This window comes from Micromonospora sp. NPDC005172 (assembly GCF_040608555.1).
Classification (GTDB): Bacteria; Actinomycetota; Actinomycetes; order Mycobacteriales; family Micromonosporaceae; genus Micromonospora.
Genome location: NZ_JBEXIL010000020.1, coordinates 15,882 through 31,702, shown reverse-complemented (window position 1 = coordinate 31,702; position 15,821 = coordinate 15,882). Strand labels below are relative to the sequence as shown.

17 protein-coding genes are annotated in these 15,821 nt (G+C 73.3%); 8 read left to right on the top strand and 9 right to left on the bottom strand.

The features are described from left to right. Positions 1 to 222 precede the first annotated feature (222 nt). Positions 223 to 612: a DUF3263 domain-containing protein gene (locus ABZV06_RS16260; RefSeq protein WP_355242420.1), complete on the top strand. Its 390-nt coding sequence runs from the start codon at positions 223 to 225 to the stop codon at positions 610 to 612. 8 nt (positions 613 to 620) lie between these two features. Here ABZV06_RS16260 and ABZV06_RS16255 read toward each other — a convergent pair whose 3' ends face one another. Next, a complete protein-coding gene (locus ABZV06_RS16255) occupies positions 621 to 764 on the bottom strand; it encodes a hypothetical protein (RefSeq protein ID WP_355242422.1) in 144 nt (47 codons plus the stop codon). A gap of 279 nt (positions 765 to 1,043) precedes the next feature. On the opposite strand from ABZV06_RS16255, the gene ABZV06_RS16250 reads away from it, so the two are divergent. From ABZV06_RS16250 to ABZV06_RS16220, 7 genes are all read left to right on the top strand, one after another. After that, positions 1,044 to 1,688, top strand: coding sequence for a hypothetical protein (locus tag ABZV06_RS16250; protein WP_355242425.1), 645 nt, complete (start codon positions 1,044 to 1,046; stop codon positions 1,686 to 1,688). Then, complete coding sequence (locus ABZV06_RS16245) at positions 1,685 to 2,080, top strand: phage holin family protein (RefSeq protein ID WP_355622131.1); 396 nt, start codon at positions 1,685 to 1,687, stop codon at positions 2,078 to 2,080. Before ABZV06_RS16250 ends, ABZV06_RS16245 begins: the two co-directional genes overlap by 4 nt. 22 nt (positions 2,081 to 2,102) lie before the next feature. Continuing rightward, entirely contained in the window at positions 2,103 to 2,702 is a 600-nt protein-coding gene (locus tag ABZV06_RS16240; protein WP_355622129.1) for a DUF3618 domain-containing protein, read from the top strand. Further along, positions 2,671 to 3,561: a hypothetical protein gene (locus ABZV06_RS16235; RefSeq protein WP_355622126.1), complete on the top strand. Its 891-nt coding sequence runs from the start codon at positions 2,671 to 2,673 to the stop codon at positions 3,559 to 3,561. Before ABZV06_RS16240 ends, ABZV06_RS16235 begins: the two co-directional genes overlap by 32 nt. A 126-nt stretch (positions 3,562 to 3,687) precedes the next feature. Continuing rightward, positions 3,688 to 4,197, top strand: coding sequence for a GNAT family N-acetyltransferase (locus tag ABZV06_RS16230; protein WP_355622124.1), 510 nt, complete (start codon positions 3,688 to 3,690; stop codon positions 4,195 to 4,197). A gap of 278 nt (positions 4,198 to 4,475) precedes the next feature. Then, on the top strand, positions 4,476 to 4,955 hold the full coding sequence (locus ABZV06_RS16225; protein ID WP_355622121.1) for a hypothetical protein: 480 nt from the start codon (positions 4,476 to 4,478) through the stop codon (positions 4,953 to 4,955). Between the two features lie 2 nt (positions 4,956 to 4,957). Then, positions 4,958 to 6,157 (top strand): SRPBCC family protein, encoded by a 1,200-nt coding sequence (locus ABZV06_RS16220; protein ID WP_355622118.1) that lies wholly within the window; start codon positions 4,958 to 4,960, stop codon positions 6,155 to 6,157. A 139-nt stretch (positions 6,158 to 6,296) separates the two neighbouring features. On the opposite strand, the gene ABZV06_RS16215 is transcribed toward ABZV06_RS16220, so the two are convergent. The 8 genes from ABZV06_RS16215 to ABZV06_RS16180 all read right to left on the bottom strand — a co-directional run bounded on the left by ABZV06_RS16215 (position 6,297) and on the right by ABZV06_RS16180 (position 15,662). Further along, on the bottom strand, positions 6,297 to 7,229 hold the full coding sequence (locus tag ABZV06_RS16215; RefSeq protein ID WP_355622115.1) for a superoxide dismutase: 933 nt from the start codon (positions 7,227 to 7,229) through the stop codon (positions 6,297 to 6,299). A gap of 93 nt (positions 7,230 to 7,322) precedes the next feature. Beyond that, complete coding sequence (locus tag ABZV06_RS16210) at positions 7,323 to 9,521, bottom strand: AAA family ATPase (protein ID WP_355622112.1); 2,199 nt, start codon at positions 9,519 to 9,521, stop codon at positions 7,323 to 7,325. A gap of 36 nt (positions 9,522 to 9,557) precedes the next feature. Beyond that, a complete protein-coding gene (locus ABZV06_RS16205; RefSeq protein ID WP_355242452.1) occupies positions 9,558 to 10,067 on the bottom strand; it encodes a hypothetical protein in 510 nt (169 codons plus the stop codon). Between the two features lie 39 nt (positions 10,068 to 10,106). Beyond that, positions 10,107 to 10,862 (bottom strand): ATP/GTP-binding protein, encoded by a 756-nt coding sequence (locus ABZV06_RS16200; RefSeq protein WP_355242455.1) that lies wholly within the window; start codon positions 10,860 to 10,862, stop codon positions 10,107 to 10,109. After that, entirely contained in the window at positions 10,840 to 11,319 is a 480-nt protein-coding gene (locus tag ABZV06_RS16195) for a DUF742 domain-containing protein (protein ID WP_355622104.1), read from the bottom strand. The genes ABZV06_RS16200 and ABZV06_RS16195 overlap by 23 nt, the downstream gene beginning before the upstream one ends. Further along, positions 11,316 to 11,789, bottom strand: a complete 474-nt coding sequence (locus tag ABZV06_RS16190) for a roadblock/LC7 domain-containing protein (RefSeq protein ID WP_355242461.1) — start codon at positions 11,787 to 11,789, stop codon at positions 11,316 to 11,318. The genes ABZV06_RS16195 and ABZV06_RS16190 overlap by 4 nt, the downstream gene beginning before the upstream one ends. Then, entirely contained in the window at positions 11,786 to 14,503 is a 2,718-nt protein-coding gene (locus ABZV06_RS16185; RefSeq protein ID WP_355242464.1) for a nitrate- and nitrite sensing domain-containing protein, read from the bottom strand. Before ABZV06_RS16185 ends, ABZV06_RS16190 begins: the two co-directional genes overlap by 4 nt. Then, positions 14,490 to 15,662 carry a hypothetical protein gene (locus tag ABZV06_RS16180; RefSeq protein ID WP_355242467.1) on the bottom strand — a complete coding sequence of 391 codons (1,173 nt, stop codon included), beginning with the start codon at positions 15,660 to 15,662 and terminating at the stop codon, positions 14,490 to 14,492. The genes ABZV06_RS16185 and ABZV06_RS16180 overlap by 14 nt, the downstream gene beginning before the upstream one ends. Positions 15,663 to 15,821 lie beyond the last annotated feature (159 nt).

Here is a 15,821-nt window from a genome sequence, read left to right as displayed (position 1 = left end):
CTTGACCTCGGAGGCGCGTTCGGGCGTGCCGCAGCAGGAGGTCGTGGTGTGTCGGCGGAAAGATAGCGGTCGGCAATATCCTACTATCCATAGCGCTTTAGTAGTGATCTCAACGGGTCTGCGCTCGTGGCCGTTCTCGGGCTCAGCGAAAAACACGCGAAGTCAGCCTGCCGGCCACGTCACTTGCTGCGACCCTGATCAGCCATGGCTAGGCTGAATGGCATGCCCACCGATCCCGCCCCGGCCGAAGTCGGGCCGTCCATTGACGATCGTCGGGCGGACGACAGCGCCGCTAGTGGGCTGCCCGTCCCCACACCGCGGCCGGCACCGGCCATCGAGACCGCGGATGGGCCGGGGCCGCCCATCGAACTCCCCGCCGAGGTCGAGTTGACCGAGCGGGAATGCGCCATCCTTGCCTTCGAACAGCGCTGGTGGCGGCACGCCGGCGCCAAGGAGCAGGCCCTGCGGGACACCTTCGGGATCTCCGCGACCCGCTACTACCAGTTGCTCAACGGGCTGCTGGACAATCCGGCCGCACTCGCCGCCGATCCCGTACTGGTCAACCGACTGCGCCGGCTCCGCTCGTCGCGGGCTCGCAATCGCCGCCGCTGACCTTCGACCTACTCCTTGTCGTGCCCCTGTGGCCCGTTGCCGATGGCGAGGAACGTCAGCGCCCACCCGGTGAACGAGAGGTCGATGCCGGCGATGCCGGCCAGGTGCGGGTGATCCGACTTGAGCCCTGATTCGTGCAGCCGCTTCACCATGCGATCCCGCTGACGCTGTGCACGGTCTGCGCGGTTCCGCCGCCGCCGTCCGCGATCCGCCGCATACACCGTTCCTGCCGCGTCCGGTCGTCCGAAGACTCCGGAAATGACCGCTGCTGACGCTACCGATCGTGCTGCCTCCGATGCGGTGGGTTGGCCTCATTGGGTGCGCTTGCCAGGCCAGCACAGCTACCGGTTCGCATGTCGGCCGCTTGGGCGGGTAGGCGACGGGTGTTCCGGGGTCGCCAGGCGACCGAGCACCCAGGAGGGGAGCGGAGCATGACGGCAACGAATCAGAGCGGTAGGGGGCAGCAGGCCCGGCAGGAGGCGTCCCGCGTCGGCCACCAGGCCACGCAGGCCGGAGGGCAGGTCGCCCACACCGCCGCCGAGCAGGGCGGGCAGGTGGCCGCCGAGGCGCGCCGACAGGCCCGGCAGTTGACCGGCCAGGCCGGCGGACAGCTTCGGGAACAGGCGCAGACGCAGCAGCGGCGGGCCGCCGACGGTCTCCGCGACATCGGTCGCGAACTGGGATCGATGGCCGAGCGTGACGGCGATTCCGGGCTGGCCGGTCAGGCGGTGCGCCGGGTGGCCGACGCCGCCCAGCAGGCCGCCGGCTGGCTCGACGAGCGCGAGCCCGGCGAGGTGCTCGACGATGTCCGCACCTACGCGCGGAGTCACCCGGGGACCTTCCTGGCCGGCGCGGCGGTGGCCGGACTTCTGGTCGGACGGCTCACCCGTGGGCTGACCGGATCGTCCTCCGGCAACGGCGGGAGCGCAGGCACGCCGAGTGCCCAGCCGGCCGCCCCGCAGGGCGCACCGGCGGAGACCGGGCAGGCGCAGCCGTACGTGGGGGCGGCGCGGGCGCAGAACGTCTCGCCCGCCGGTCGTCCGCAGGGGGATCTGCCCGGCGGGGTGGCGCCGTGAGCGCCCCCGAGAAGGAGCGGACCCAGGCATCGGTCGGTGACCTCCTCGGCGACGTGACCAGGGACATGTCCACCCTGGTGCGCAAGGAGGTCGAGCTGGCCAAGGCCGAGCTGCGCGAGGAGGTCAGCCAGGCGGGCAAGGCCGGCGGTATGTTCGGCGGTGCCGGGCTCGCCGGGTTCCTGGCGGTCCTCTTCGTGTCGTACGCCGCGTGGTGGGGACTGTCCAACACGATGGACCAGGGCTGGGCGGCGTTGATCGTCGCGATTGTCTGGGCCGCTGTCGCCGGTGGACTCTTCCTCAACGCACGGGCCCAGCTGAAGCGGGCACGCGCGGTACTACCTCGGACGAAGCAGACCGCCCGCGAGTTGCCGGACGCCCTGCGGGGCCGGTGACCGAGTCGGTAGGGAGCAGACCATGTCCAGTGATCCGGATCGGATCCGGCGGGAGATCGAGACCACCCGCAACGAGTTGAGCAGTGACGTCGACGCCCTGGCCGACAAGGTCAACCCGCGTCGGATCGCCGGTGACAGCGTCGGGCAGGCTCGCGGCGCGCTCACCCGAGCGAAGGAGAAGATGATGGGCAGCTCGAACCATCTGGGGCAGGAGACCGGCCAGCGGATGTCGCACGCCGCAGGCTCCGTACGCGACGAGACCCGGTCGCTCGGGCAGCAGTCCCGCGCGCAGGCGCAGGGCAATCCGCTGGCCGCCGGGCTGGTCGCCTTCGGCGTCGGCCTGCTGGCTGCCTCGCTCGTTCCGCCGAGCGGGCGTGAACGGCAACTCGCCGGCCGGGCGCGGGACATGGTGAGTGAGCATTCGGGTGAACTGCGTCAGCAGGCGAGCCAGGTCGGCCACCAGGTCCAGGACAACCTCCGGGAGCCCGCGCAGCAGGCGGCCCAGTCGGTGCGGTCCAGCGCCCAGCAGGGGATGTCCACGGTACGCGACCAGGGTCGCTCGGCCGCCGGTCAGGTGCAGGGACAGGCGCATGCGGCCGCCGACGACCTTCGGCAGCGCTGATGTGCCGGGGCCGGCGTCGATGATGCGGGTACGCACCGCGTCCGCGCCGGCCCCGGGCCGGCCGGTCAACGAGGACCTGGTCTTCCAGTTCGGTCCGCTGGTCGGTGTCCTGGACGGCGCGACCGTGCCGGACGGCTTCGATACCGGCTGCGTCCATGGACCGGCGTGGTACGTCCAACACCTGGCCGCCCGGCTCGCGGTGGCGGAGGCGGCTCGTCCGGCGGCCCGCCTGACCAGCAACCTGGCCGCCGCCATCCTCGCCGTCCGCGCCGACCACGGTGGGCAGTGCGACCTGGACCATCCGGGCACACCGTCCAGCACCGTGTGCCTGCTGCGTGACTGCGGCGACCAGGTGGACCACCTGGTGCTCTGCGACAGCCCGCTGGTGCTGGACGTGGGCGGTCAGGTGAGCGTGGTGACCGACGACCGGCTGGACACCGCGATGGCCGAGCTGCGACAGACCCTGGCCACCGTGCCGGCGGGCGCGTCGGACCCGGTCGAGCGTTTCCGGCACGCGGTGGGCGTCCAGCGGGAGCGGATGAACCGTACCCACGGCTACTGGGTCGCGGCGGCCGACCCGGACGCGGCGTTCCACGCGGTGACCGGGACAGCGCCGCGGCGAGGTTCGGCGGCCCTGCGCCGGGCGGCGCTGCTCAGCGACGGCGCGTCCAGTCTCGTCGAGCAGTTCGGGCTGACCGACTGGGCCGGACTGCTGGACCTGCTGAGCGCCGAGGGTCCGGCCGCGCTGCTCAGCAGGGTGCGGGACGCCGAACGCGACCATTCCGACCGGCTCCGCCGGCACAAGCCGAGCGACGACGCCTCGGTGGTGTTCTGCGAGTTCGGGTCGGTCGTCCCATAGGCCAGATGACGACGGAGCGTGAGGAAAGACACCCGAACCGCCCGACCGGCCGGTACCCGTAGCCGGACCGCCATCCGATGCCGAATGGGGTGGACTTCGGCCGATGGGGCCGGCAGACTGCGGCACGTGGCGGGTGCGGTCCGGCTGGAGCCGGTGGACGAGCGGAATCTGGAGCCGTTGCTCTCCGTAGCGGCTGCGGAGGCCGAGCCGGGCGAGGTGATGCCCCCCGTCGAAGCGCCCGCCGGCTGGTCGCTCGCCCGCCGGGAAGCCTTCCGTGAGTTCCACCGGGCGAGCTTCGCCGGCCTGGATGGCCCGACCGGCTCCCAGATGTACGCGATCCTCGTCGGCGGCGAGGTGGTGGGGATGATCCGGATGACGCGTTGTGACGAGCCGGGCACGGTGGAGACCGGCATGTGGCTCGGCCTCTCGGCGCGCGGGCAGGGGATCGGCGCGGCCGCCCTGCGCGAATTGCTCAATGTCGCCGCCCGCGTCGGCATGCGTGCGGTGGTCGCCGAGACGACGTCCGACAATATTGGCGCGCTCGCCGTCCTCGAAAAGTGCGGTGCGAAACTGCGCGAGGACAACGGAAAGGTGCACGCCGAGATCTGCCTGGATTCCACGCCACCGGCTTTGTGACTGGGTCTCTTCTCTTTCGCTTATCCAGTGTCTTCCCTGCTCAGAACCTCCCTGTTGTCCCGTCTGTGCCATCCGGTTCCGATTCTCCGAATGCCGCTGACCGGTTGTCGGTCGAAATCGTCCGGACGGTTTCACGGCAATTCCGTCGGGTACTGCCCGCCGGGTCCGCAAATACGGGACGTCTGATCGAGGGTGTGGTTTGCGCTTCTCCCCGGTCACCCTCCTTCGCCCCTGAGCGGGCAGACGTCCCGGACCCGCCGGGGAGCGAGGGAGACCTGATGAAGACCGGAACACGAATCGGACTGGCCGTGGGCTTCGGCTACGTGCTGGGCCGTCGTCGCAAACTGCGTACCGCGCTGACCCTGGCGGCCGCTGTGGCTGCGGGTCGCGCGAGCCGCGACCCGGGCGGTCTGCTGAGGCGGGGTGGTGCCCTGCTCCAATCGTCCCCACAGCTCAGTAGCCTCAGCCGGCTCGGAGGACCGCTTGTCAACGCCGGTCGGTCCGCCGCGACCGCCGCGGCCGGCAGCGGCGTCGACGCGCTCACCGGCCGGCTGCGCGGTTCCGCCGATGCGCTGCGCCGCCGCACCGGCAAGCAGGGCGGCGATGGCAACCAGCGCGGCAACGGCAACCCGGGCGGTGACCGCAACCCGGGCGGTAACGGGAACCAGGGCGGCAACGGGAACCAGGGCGGCAATGGCGACCGCGACACCGCGAACAACCGGGGCGATGCGGCGACCGGGCAGCGGCGGGGGCGGTGACCATGGCCGGAAACAGCAACCCGGGCGGCCTCGGCGGCAAGATCCGCGGCCCGCTGGCCGATGAGGTGCGCAACCTCGCCGGCGCGATCGGCGAACGCGCGGTGAGCGTGGTGACGGATCGGCTCACCGGCGCGACCGGCCGCCTGAGCGAGTACGCGCGTCAGGGCGGTGGGCCTGGCCTGATCGCCGCCGCCACCGGAGCGCAGAAGCTGGCCGAGGGCGGCTCACCGGTCAAGGCGATGCTGCACGCCGGCGTGGCCGGCGGTAAGGAGAAGGTGATGTCGGCTCTCGGCCGCGTGGGCGGTAAGGGCGGTAAGGGCGGTAAGGGCGGCAAGAAGCAGAAGGTCACCAACATCGTCGAGACGATCGAGGTCGGTGTGCCGGTGCGGGCCGCGTACAACCAGTGGACGCAGTTCGGCGACTTCCCGAGCTTCATGAACAAGGTCGAGCAGGCCGAGAACGACGGGCCCGAGAAGATGACCTGGAAGGCGCAGGTCTTCTGGTCGCACCGGACCTGGGAGTCGACGATCGTCCGCCAGGTGCCGGACAAGCTCATCCACTGGCGGTCCAAGGGCGAGAAGGGGTCCGTCGACGGCACCGTGAGTTTCCACGAGGTGACCCCGGACCTGACCCGCATCCTGGTGGTGCTCGAGTACCACCCGCAGGGTCTCTTCGAGCACACCGGCAACCTGTGGCGGGCCCAGGGTCGGCGCGTACGGCTGGAGTTGAAGCACTTCGTCCGACACGTGATGACCGAGGTGGCCCTCGACCCGGACCAGGTCGAGGGCTGGCGCGGCGAGATCCGCGACTCCCAGGTGGTCAAGGACCACGAGACGGGCCTGCGTGAGGAGCGGGAGCAGCAGGAGCGCGGCGAGCCCGAGGACGAGGAGTACGACGAGGGGCCCGCCGAGGAGCAACCGCGCCGCCGGCCCGCAGGACGCCAGCGCCAGCGCCCACCACGGCGACCGGCCGAACCGGAGTACGACGAGGAGTACGAGGCGTACGAGGACGGCTACGACGAGGGGTACGCGGACGACGAGTCCGACGAGGAGCCCCCTCCGGCACCCCGCCGTCGCGCTCCGGAGCGGGCCCGCCGCCCGCAGCCACGTGAGGAGCCGCAGCGGCCGCGACCGCCCGTCCGGCGGGGTTCGGAAGTGCCGCGCCGGCCCGTGGTGCGCCGTCGTCGCGAGGAGGACGAGTGACGCTGGCGTCCGGCGCTGACGCCGTCGGCGGTGCCCTGGAACGGGTGGGCTCCGCCGGCTCGGCCCGCTTTTGCCCACCGTTTGACTCGTGCTGGGCGGGTGGGCGGCGACCCGACCGGGGTCACCGCCCACCCACCCGTCAGGCCGGCAGTCGTACGACGTCGTAGTCGACGGTCGGGGCGGGCTCGACGTCGAACCGGCTGTTCACCACGTACAACGCCGAACCGAGCAGGTCGCCGGTCGCCGGTGACCGCAGCGCCGGGCTGGTGATCTCCCGCCGGACCACCCCGGCGGTTCGGTCGGCGTTCAACTCGACGACCGCGACGACGTTGCTCAGGTTCCGGATCACGTAGAGGGTGCGACCGCGCAGCACCAGCCCGTCGGCCCGGTCCACCGAGTAGCCGCCGAGGTCGACGACACGGCTCGCGCCGGTGCGCGGGTCGACGCGTACCAGCCGGCCGGCCACCATCTGTGCGACCAGCAGGTCCCCGTCGGGCAGCGCCACGATCCCGTTGTTGAACGCGTCGGGTGACGCGGCCGGCCCGGTGAGCGGCAGTATCCGGGCGGCGGTGGCGGGAGACAGCCGACCACCCGGGAGCAGCGGTACGACGTACAGCACCGGAAGGGCCGAATCGGTGAGGTAGACGGCGTTCCTGGTGACCACGAGGTCGTTGACGATGCGGCCCGGCTCGTCGGTGAGCTGGTAGCGGGCCAGGAGAGCGCCTGTCACCCCGTCGTGGACGCTGGCCGTGCCGGCGGAGAAGTCGGCGGTCCACAGGCGGCCCTGGGGGTCGAGTTTGAGGCCGGCCTTCTGCTGCCCGGGGGCGCCCGCGATGAACATCGAGCCGTGTCCGGTCCGGAGGTCACCCCGCCAGACCGCGCCGTTGCCGACCGACCCGACGTAGACGGTGGTGCCCCGGCCGATCGTCAGCCCCTCCGGGCTGAACCCGTCGGGTAGGGCGATCCGGGACGGGAACGCCGCCGTCGGGTGGGCGGTCGCCACCGAGCCGGCCGTGCTGAGGGTGGCCACCGCCACGAGCGGGACGGCGAGAAGAGAGAGCAGCCTGCGCAAGGGGAACACCGCCTGTCGTCGAGTGGATCTCTCCACTGGGGAACGTGTCGCCCTGGTAACGCTCCGCGTACGACAAAAGGTTGGAGGCGGTGATCATTCCCGTCGGGTGGCGTACGCGGCCAGCCAGGCGACCTGGTCCGGGTCCAGGGACGGGCGGACGCGCTCTCGCGCGGTCGCCACGTGCGCGGCGGTGACGGTGGCGGCGGCCAGTGACTCCCGCATCGCCGCGAGGGCCGCCTCCCGGACCACCGCGGCGCAGTCCGCCGCCGAGAAGCCGGTCAGCTCCTCGCCGAGAGCCGCCAGGTCGACGTCCGGCGCCAGCGGGACGTGCTTGGACGCGGCCCGCAGGATCTGGGCGCGGGCCGGCCCGTCCGGTGGCGGGACGTAGACCAGCCGCCCCAGCCGGCCCGGTCGCAGCAGCGCCGGGTCCACGAGGTCCGGCCGGTTCGTGGCCCCGACCACCACCACGTTGCGCAGCGCCTCGACCCCGTCCAGTTCGGTGAGCAGCGCGGCGACCACCCGATCCGTGGTGCCGCCGTCGGTGGCCTGCCCGCGTACCGGGGCCAACGCGTCGACCTCGTCCAGGAAGATCAGCGTCGGTGCCGCCTCCCGGGCTCGGCGGAACAGTTCGCGGACGGCGCGTTCGCTCTCGCCCACCCACTTGGACAGCAGCTCGGCACCCTTGACCGAGAGCACGTTCGCCCGGCCCGAGCCGGCGAGCGCGGTGACCAGGTACGTCTTGCCGCAGCCGGGCGGCCCGTAGAGCAGCACGCCGCGCGGTGGCTGCACGCCGAGGCGGGCGAAGGTGTCCGGGTAGGTCAGCGGCCACAGCACCGACTCGGTCAGCGTCTGCTTGACCTCGTCCAGGCCACCCACGTCGTCCAACGTCACCGACGCCAGCTCCAGCGTGGACGCGGCCATCGTCGTCGGCCGGACCACCTCCAGGGCGGCGGTGAAGTCGGCCATCGACACCGTCGGTGTCGTCGCCGACTTCTGCCGCAGTGCCGCGCGTACCCCGGCCTCCCGGACCAGCGCGGCCAGGTCCGCCGCGACGAAACCGGGGGTACGCCCGGCCACCTCGTCCAGGCGCACGTCGTCGGCGAGCGGGACCTGCCGGGTCAGCACGGTGAGCTGTTCGCGGCGCAGGGCCGCGTCGGGCAGCGAGACACCGATCCGCAGTGACAGCAGGTCCGGTGCGCGCAGTACCACGTCGACGGCCTCCGGCCGGCTGGTCGTGCAGACAACTGCGGCTCCCGCCCGGACGACCTCCGCGAGCACCTGCCGGAACACCGTGGCCAGCGGGCCGGGCTCGTCCGCCGGTGCCAGCGCCTCCACGTCGGTGACCAGCAGCACCGCCGGCCCTCCGGCAACCGCCGCAACCGCCGCGGCGCGCAGCCGGTCGGCGGCGGCCTGGTCGGCCAGCGCAGCCACCTCGGGCGCCCAGAGCGGGTGTACGCGGGCACCTACCCGAGCGGCGACCGCCCGGACCAGCGCCGACTTCCCCGAGCCGGCCGGTCCGGAGAGCAGCACGCCCAGCGAGATGGTGGTGCCCAGCCGGCCCAGCACCTCCCGGTGGTGGAAGCCGAGGTCGAGGAGTTCGCTCAACTCCTCCGCCTGGGCGCGTAGCCCCGGCAACTCGTCCACGTCGGGCGCGTCCGTCTCCGGTGCGGCGTCGACCGTCCCGGGCTGCCGGGCCGGTAGTGGCTCACCGTGGGTGGCCGGCCCGTGCTCCCAGGCGACCACCGTGTCCATGGTGACCAGCGACCCCGCCGACGGCTCGACCGCGACAACGGTGAGCAGGGTGCTCGTCCAGGCGAAACCGACGCTGGTGGCGAGGCTGCGCCGGGCCGCCTCGACGAGGCTGCGCGTCGAGGCGTCCGGTAGCACGTCCTGCGGTAGCAGCGACACGTCGTCACCGGCGGTGACCACCTTGCCCAGTAGGGCGAGCCGGAGCATCTCCGGGCTGACCGCCGCCGCCACCTCCACCGGCCCGGCCAGGGTGACCCGAGCCGCCGGGATCAGCGGCAGCGGCGAGACGCGCACGGAAGCGCCGTCCCGCAGACCCAGGTTGCCGAGCGTGAGGTCGTCGGCATAGAGCAGCGCGCTGCTCGCGCCGGCCCCGGCCGCCGCGACGATCCCGGCGGTCTCCCGGCGTCCCGCCAGTCGTACCGGCGCGCCGGGGCGCAGGCCCAGCGCGGTGAGCGCCTCCGGGTGCAGGCGCACGATGCCCCGTCGAGCGTCCAGCGCCGCGGGCCGCAGGCTCGCCGTCAGGGTCAGGTCGGGTTGGGCCACCGCTCGACCGTAGCCGCCGTCCGCCGCTCCCGGTGATCAGCGACGCGGATCCAGCTCGTCGAGCAGGGACGGGTCGCGCCGGATCAGCTCCGCGAGGCGGGCTGCCGGGTCCGGGGTCAACCCGTCCGAGCCGGGCGCCCACGCCGGCACCGTGCGACCGGACAGCGGCCAGGACGGCGGGGGTTCCACCGGGGCCGCCGCCGGCTCCGGGCCGACCGTCACGTCCGGGCCGTCCCAGGACACCCGCAGCGGGTACGTCCGACCGTCGTGCTCCACGCGGACGGTCACCGCCAGCCCGGGGTGGGCGCCGACGACCTGGCGTACCGCCTCGGCGACCTCCTCGACCGGTCCCCAACCGGCGGTGTCGCCGGGGTCGACTCGTTCCGCGTGCCGGGCCGACCCGGCGGTGCGCCCCGCCACGGTGACGTCCGGCGCGGCGGTCGGGTCCGGCGGTGGCGCGATGTCGTCACGGTCGTTGGCCCGCCGGCGCAGCGCCTCCTCGCGCCGGGCCAACCGGGCCAGCGTCTCGTCCAGGTCGCCCCTCACCAGCATCACCCCTTCCCGCCACGGCCGGAGCCGGTCGGCTCAGGCCTTCCTCTCCCGGGTGGCCCGGTCCAACGCGCGGTCCAGGACGACCAGCAGGGCGTCCCGCACCGAAAGCCGGTCCCGGGCGTCGAACTGCACCAGGGGCACGTGGTCACCGATCGCCAGCGCCCAGCGGATCTCCCCGAGTTCCAGTGCCAGCCGCCCGTCGAACGCGTTGACCCCCACCACGAACGGCAACCCCGCCCGCTCGAAGAAGTCGATCGCCGGGAAGCAGTCGTCCAGTCGTGCGCTGTCGACCACCACGAGCGCCCCGAGCGCGCCCCGAGCCAGGTCGTCCCACATGAAGCCGAACCGGGACTGCCCCGGAGTGCCGAACAGGTAGAGCTTCAGGCTGCGGTCGATGGTCACACAGCCGAAGTCCATCGCCACCGTGGTGGTCGTCTTGGTCGACCGTATGCCCGGATCGTCTACGCCGATGCCGGCGCTGGTCATCTCGGCCTCGGTGGTCAGCGGCGCGATCTCGGAGATCGCTCCGACGGTGGTGGTCTTGCCCACCCCGAAACCACCCGCGATGAGGATCTTGACCGGCACGGGCGGCGCCGCCGGCGGCCGGTTGACCGGTCCGGTGTCGGCCGGCGGCCGGTACGGCGGCGGCGGGCCGGTCGGCGACTGCGGGCCGACGCGCCCGGACACCGGAGCGGCGCCCGATGCCGTGCCGTAGCGGGCGGTGGCGCTGTTGCCGGCGAGACCCCCGATCGGGACGCCCGGCCATTCAGGAGATCGCACGAAGTCCATCAATCACTCGCAGGATGAGGTCGGGGTCGAGGGCGTCGTTCGCGTCGGTCGCGTGCACGTCCAGGTGCCCGGCGGCCCGCAGGTCGCCCACCAGCACCCGGGTCACGCCGAATTGCAGCCGGGTCCGGGCGGAGAGTTCGGCCACCGAGATCGGGTCGGCGCAGAGCGCGATGATCGCCTGGAGCTCCGGTGCCAGCAGGCCGACGGGCGAGCCGGTCCAGCGGGTGCCGTCCCGGCGCAGGGTCACCTGTGTCTCCAGCCCGATCGCCGGATCCGCGCCGGCCACCCGTCCGGCGGTGAGCACGAACGGCCGCAGGCCGGTCGGGACGCCGTCGTCGGGTTCCGGCTCCGGCGCCGCCGGCGCGCCGCCCCCACCCGGGTGCGGCGTGCGCAGGTAGGGGCGGATCCGTACCCCGGGCTCCGGGTCCGGGTCCTCGCCGGCGACGTCGGGAGTCACTGCTGAACGGCGTTCTTCAGCTCGGCGATCAGTCGCGGGGTGAGCGCGCCACCGGCCCGCCCGGCGAAGAGGGTCATCTCGTACGCGACGGTGCCCAGGTTCGCCGAGCGGTCGGCGACGACGCCGAGCACGGAACCGCTGCTGATGGCGCTGATCAGCAGGTACCCGTCGGCCATGTCGACGATCACCCGGTTGAGGCCGCCGAGCGCGTACCAGCTGGCCGCGCCTCCGGCGAGGCTGGTCATGCCGGAGACCACGGCGGCCAGGCGCTCCGCGTTGGAGCGGTCCTTGATGGCCGACATGGCCATCAGCAGCCCGTCCGAGGAGACCGCGATCGCCTCCAGCACCCCGGCGGTGCTGGATGTGAAGGAGTCCAGCAGCCAGTTGAACGTGCGGGCCTCGGGGCTGAGGTCCCCGGTGGTGCCCGGCTGGGTCTGGTCGACGTTGTCGTGCAGGAAGGGGCTGGTCACCGTGATGATCCTTCTTCGTTCCGACGATCTGGGCTGACTTCGCGGAGAGCGCGGGCGACGCCCGCCTCGAACTCGGTGATGAGGGCGCGCACCTCGGTCGGGTCGCCGAGCTGCGGGCTGGCCGGTCGGTGTGGCGGCGAGACCGTCAGGTTCGCCCCGGGCACCCGGCGGCTCAGCCGGGGACGGCTGTGGGCGGTCCCGCCGGTGTCCGCCACGGCAGGGCCGAGGCCTCCGGGGGTGGCGGGCAGGTCGACGGTAGCGCTGGGATCGGCCGCCGTGTGCCCCGCGCTGGCGGGCGGCTCGGTGACCGTCCGCATCGACCAGTGCTCGGCGGGGCGGCCGGCGGCCGGTGCGACGCTCGACTCGGCCCGGCGTACGCCGGACTGGAACGCCTCGACCAGCGCGCGGGCAGCGTCCGGGTCGGCGCTGGTGGCGTCGACCGGTCGGGTGGGCGCGGCGGTGGCGGGAAGGCTCGCGCCGGGCACCCGCTGCCGGACGCGGGGAGTGGCGGACGCCCCCGCCGGGGCGGTGCTCTGTCCGACGGGGGCGGGCTGCGGTGTCGTGGGCGCGGTCGTGGCGGGGTCGGCCGACTCCCGAGCGCCGAAGGCGTCCCAGGACTCGCCGGATTCCAGGCTACGGGTGGCCCGGCTGAGCAGATCCGTGTCGAACCCGGCCGGCGCGGCGGCGGTCGGTGTGGCGAAGGCTGGTTCGGCGACGGCCGGCTCGGCGGCCGGCGGTGCGGTGACGGCCGGTGCCGCGACGGCTCCCCGGGCGCGGGCTCCTCGGGCGGAGTCGAGAGCCGGCCGTCGGCCCCGGTCCGGTACGGCGGCCCGGGCGACCGTCGCCCCGGCCCGGTCGGCGCGACGCAGCACCAGCGACGCCTGGGGGATCTCGACCTGCGCCGTCACCCCGCCACCCACGGTGGCGGTGAGGCTCACCTCCCAGCCGTGCCGGCGGGCCAGCCGGCCCACCACGAAGAGGCCGAGCACCTCGGTCGGCGCGAGGTCGAGACGTTCACGCCGGGTGAGCCGCGCGTTCTCCTCGGCGAGCCGCTGTTCGCTCATGCCGATGCCGTGGTCCACCACGGTGATCCGGGCGCCCCGCCCGGCGGTCTCGCCGGCCACGAGGACCCGGGTGTGCGGCGGGGAGAAGACCGTCGCGTTCTCCATCAGCTCGGCGAGCGCCAGGACGAGGTCGCCGACGATGGCCGGTGCGGCGGCGACGCCCGCCGGCACCTGCACCTCGACGCGGGTGTAGTCCTCGATCTCACCGAGCGCCAGCCGGACCACGTCGGCCAGCGGCACGGGCGCGGTGTGTGCGTCGGCACCGGCCGAGCCGGAGAGCACCACGAGGCTGCCGGCGTTGCGCCGCAGTCGGCTGGAGATGTGGTCGAGCCGGTACAGGTGCTCCAGCCGGCCCGCGTCGGCCTCCTGCTGCTCCAGCCGGTCGATGAGCGCGAGTTGCCGGCTCACCAGGTTCTGGGTACGCCGTCCGACGTGCCCGAACATCTGCGCCACGTTGCGCCGACCGGCGACCTGCCGCTCCACGAGTTGGGCCGCCGTGTTCTGCACCCGGTCGAATGCCCGGGCCAGTTCACCGATCTCGTCGCTGGACCGGATGACCACCGGTTCCAACCGGACCGGCTGGACGCGCTCCGTCTCGTCGTCGGTGACCCGGACCAACTCCGCCTCCGCGACCCGGGCGACCCGGTCGGCGGAGCGGGTGAGCTGGGTCAGCGGTCGGGCCACCGTACGCGCCACCGCGGCGCTGAGCAGCACTACCAGCGCCAGGATCAGGGCCGCTGCCGCGCCCACCAGGTACGCGGCGGTGAGCGCCCGACGCTGGTCGGCCTTCACCTCGGCGAGGACATCGGCGACGATCTTCTTCTCGACGAACTGGCCGAGCCGGATCATCGTGCGGACGGCCGGGAAGAGCGCCTCCATCGGCACGTCGCGGACCGCGCCGGCCGGGTCCCGGGCGCTGGTGATCAGGAAGTCGGGGCTGGTACGGGCGGCCACCGCGGCGTCGTTGAGCTGAGCCACCTTGAGCTGTTCGGGAGTGATCAGGCTGCGGAAGCGCGCGTTGTCGACCTGGAGTGCGGCGATGCACGCCACGTAGCCGGCGGTGGTGTCCGGAGTACCGATCGCCTTGACCAGGATGCTCAGGGTGGCGCAGGCGCCGATGCCCTCGTCCGCGCGCAGCAGCCCGTCTAGGGCGAGCACCTGGCGGCCGGGCAACGTCTCGGTGTCCACGCTGAAGACCAGCCGGAGCGACCCGATCAACTCTCTGTTGACCGGCCCGAAGGCGTCCATGACCTGGCCCGGGTTCGCGGTTCGGGCCAGCACCCCCCGGCGCAGGTCGACGAGCCTGGACACCCCGTTGAGCGCGTGGTCGACCTGCTCGGTCATCGCGTCGCCGCCGTCGGCCCGCAGATCGGCCACCCGGTCGTCGACGTCGGCCGCCTTGCGGGTCACGTCGGAGCGTTCGACCTGGCCGAGGAGGAAGCCGATCGACAGGATGCGCTCCTGCTGAAGGTCCTGCACGAGGCTGCCGACCCGGCTGGCGAGCCGTACCTGGTCGGTGATGTCGGCGGCGCGTTGCGCGGCGGCCACCCGGTCGAGCACGACGGGCACCGCGAGGCCGACCATGCTCAGCAGGGGAATCACCACGAGCAGCGCGAGCTTCCCGCGGATCCGGAGCCTAGCGAGCAGCATCGAAGGGCCCCCACTGCTCGGCGACCGGTTCGTGGGCCGCGCCCACCGGTTGCAGCGTCCGGGTGTCGGTCGCGGCCGGCGGCTGCCAGGGGTCGCCGGGCGGCGGGGCGACCGGGCTCGCGGCGTCCGGGGTGGCGACCCGCCGACCTGCCCGCCGACCGGCGGCGACCAGCAGCCAGGCGAGCCAGGCCAGGACCAGCGCGGCCACCGTGCCCGCCCCGACGGCCAGCCACCGGTCCCGGGTCAGTCCGTCGATCCGTTCGGTGAGCAGGGTGTCCAGTTCACCGAGGATGACGGGCTGAAGCTGCCGTGCGGCGTTGCGCGAGTTGAGCGCGGTGGCCCCCAGTTGGCCCTGGTCGACGGTGCCGGACGCGCTCGGCGTCGAGTACAGGGCCAGCGCCTCCACCGACCGCTGGTAGGCGTCGAGCGGGGTCAGCACGTTGGCCCCCAGGTCGGTGCTCTCCGAGTTGTCCACGGCGGAGCGCAGGTTGTCGACCACGTCGGTCGCGGGCGACAGGGCGGACACCCGCAGCCCGGTCAGCTCCATGAGGGTGCGGGGCCGCGTGGCGGCCGGTCGCCGGCCGGCGAGCGTGCCCAGGTCGGCGAGCCGGCCGGCGGCCACCACCGCCTCGGGCAGTTCCTGGCCGGCGCTGTCCTGCAGGAAGAACGAGTCGGCACCGGGGTCACGGATCAGCCCCGAGCTCTCCCGGACCTTGCGGTGCAGGGCGAGCAGCAGGTCGGTGACCTCGCCGTACGCGGTGTAGGCGGCTTCCGGGTCGGCGGGGCTGCGATCGCGCAGCGCCTCCACTTTGGCCCGCAGGCCGGCCCACCGTTCCTGCGTGCGCAGTTCTCCGCCGATGCGCGCGTCCACCGCGGCGGCCTGCTCGACCGCGCGGGTCAGAGGCTCCCCGGGGACGGGGCGGCCGGCGACGGCACTGGTCTGGGCCTCCACCAGCGTCTCGGTGACCGGGGCCAGGGCGCGTAGGTACTCCACGCCGAGTCGTTCCCGCTCGGCCACGCTCCGGTCGTCGGCGGTGTGTCGCCAGGTGGACGCGAAGAGCGTGCCGACCGGCGCGAGCAGCGCGACGATGAGCAGCAACGGCAGCGAGCGGCCGAGCATGGACGTTCGTCGACGGGCCCGCGGCGCGGGGACTGTCATGGTGTTTCTCCTCCGGCGTCGGGCGGGGGATCGGCGCGGTGTCGGGGTCGCCGACAAGTCCCGTCCACCGGACCGGAAAACTAACCGAACCCCCAGGCGAGCCGGCCGGTCGGGGTGAGTCAGGTTTGCGTCAGTTCGAGCGATGTCACCGTTCGTCAG

What these genes read in the sequence shown, in the direction of transcription:
- ABZV06_RS16260 (WP_355242420.1), top strand. Translation starts at nt 223, where the DNA reads ATGCCCACCGATCCCGCCCCGGCCGAAGTCGGGCCGTCCATTGACGAT.
- ABZV06_RS16255 (WP_355242422.1), bottom strand. Translation starts at nt 764, where the DNA reads ATGGTGAAGCGGCTGCACGAATCAGGGCTCAAGTCGGATCACCCGCAC.
- ABZV06_RS16250 (WP_355242425.1), top strand. Translation starts at nt 1,044, where the DNA reads ATGACGGCAACGAATCAGAGCGGTAGGGGGCAGCAGGCCCGGCAGGAG.
- ABZV06_RS16240 (WP_355622129.1), top strand. Translation starts at nt 2,103, where the DNA reads ATGTCCAGTGATCCGGATCGGATCCGGCGGGAGATCGAGACCACCCGC.
- ABZV06_RS16235 (WP_355622126.1), top strand. Translation starts at nt 2,671, where the DNA reads ATGCGGCCGCCGACGACCTTCGGCAGCGCTGATGTGCCGGGGCCGGCG.
- ABZV06_RS16225 (WP_355622121.1), top strand. Translation starts at nt 4,476, where the DNA reads ATGAAGACCGGAACACGAATCGGACTGGCCGTGGGCTTCGGCTACGTG.
- ABZV06_RS16220 (WP_355622118.1), top strand. Translation starts at nt 4,958, where the DNA reads ATGGCCGGAAACAGCAACCCGGGCGGCCTCGGCGGCAAGATCCGCGGC.
- ABZV06_RS16200 (WP_355242455.1), bottom strand. Translation starts at nt 10,862, where the DNA reads ATGGACTTCGTGCGATCTCCTGAATGGCCGGGCGTCCCGATCGGGGGT.
- ABZV06_RS16185 (WP_355242464.1), bottom strand. Translation starts at nt 14,503, where the DNA reads ATGCTGCTCGCTAGGCTCCGGATCCGCGGGAAGCTCGCGCTGCTCGTG.
- ABZV06_RS16180 (WP_355242467.1), bottom strand. Translation starts at nt 15,662, where the DNA reads ATGACAGTCCCCGCGCCGCGGGCCCGTCGACGAACGTCCATGCTCGGC.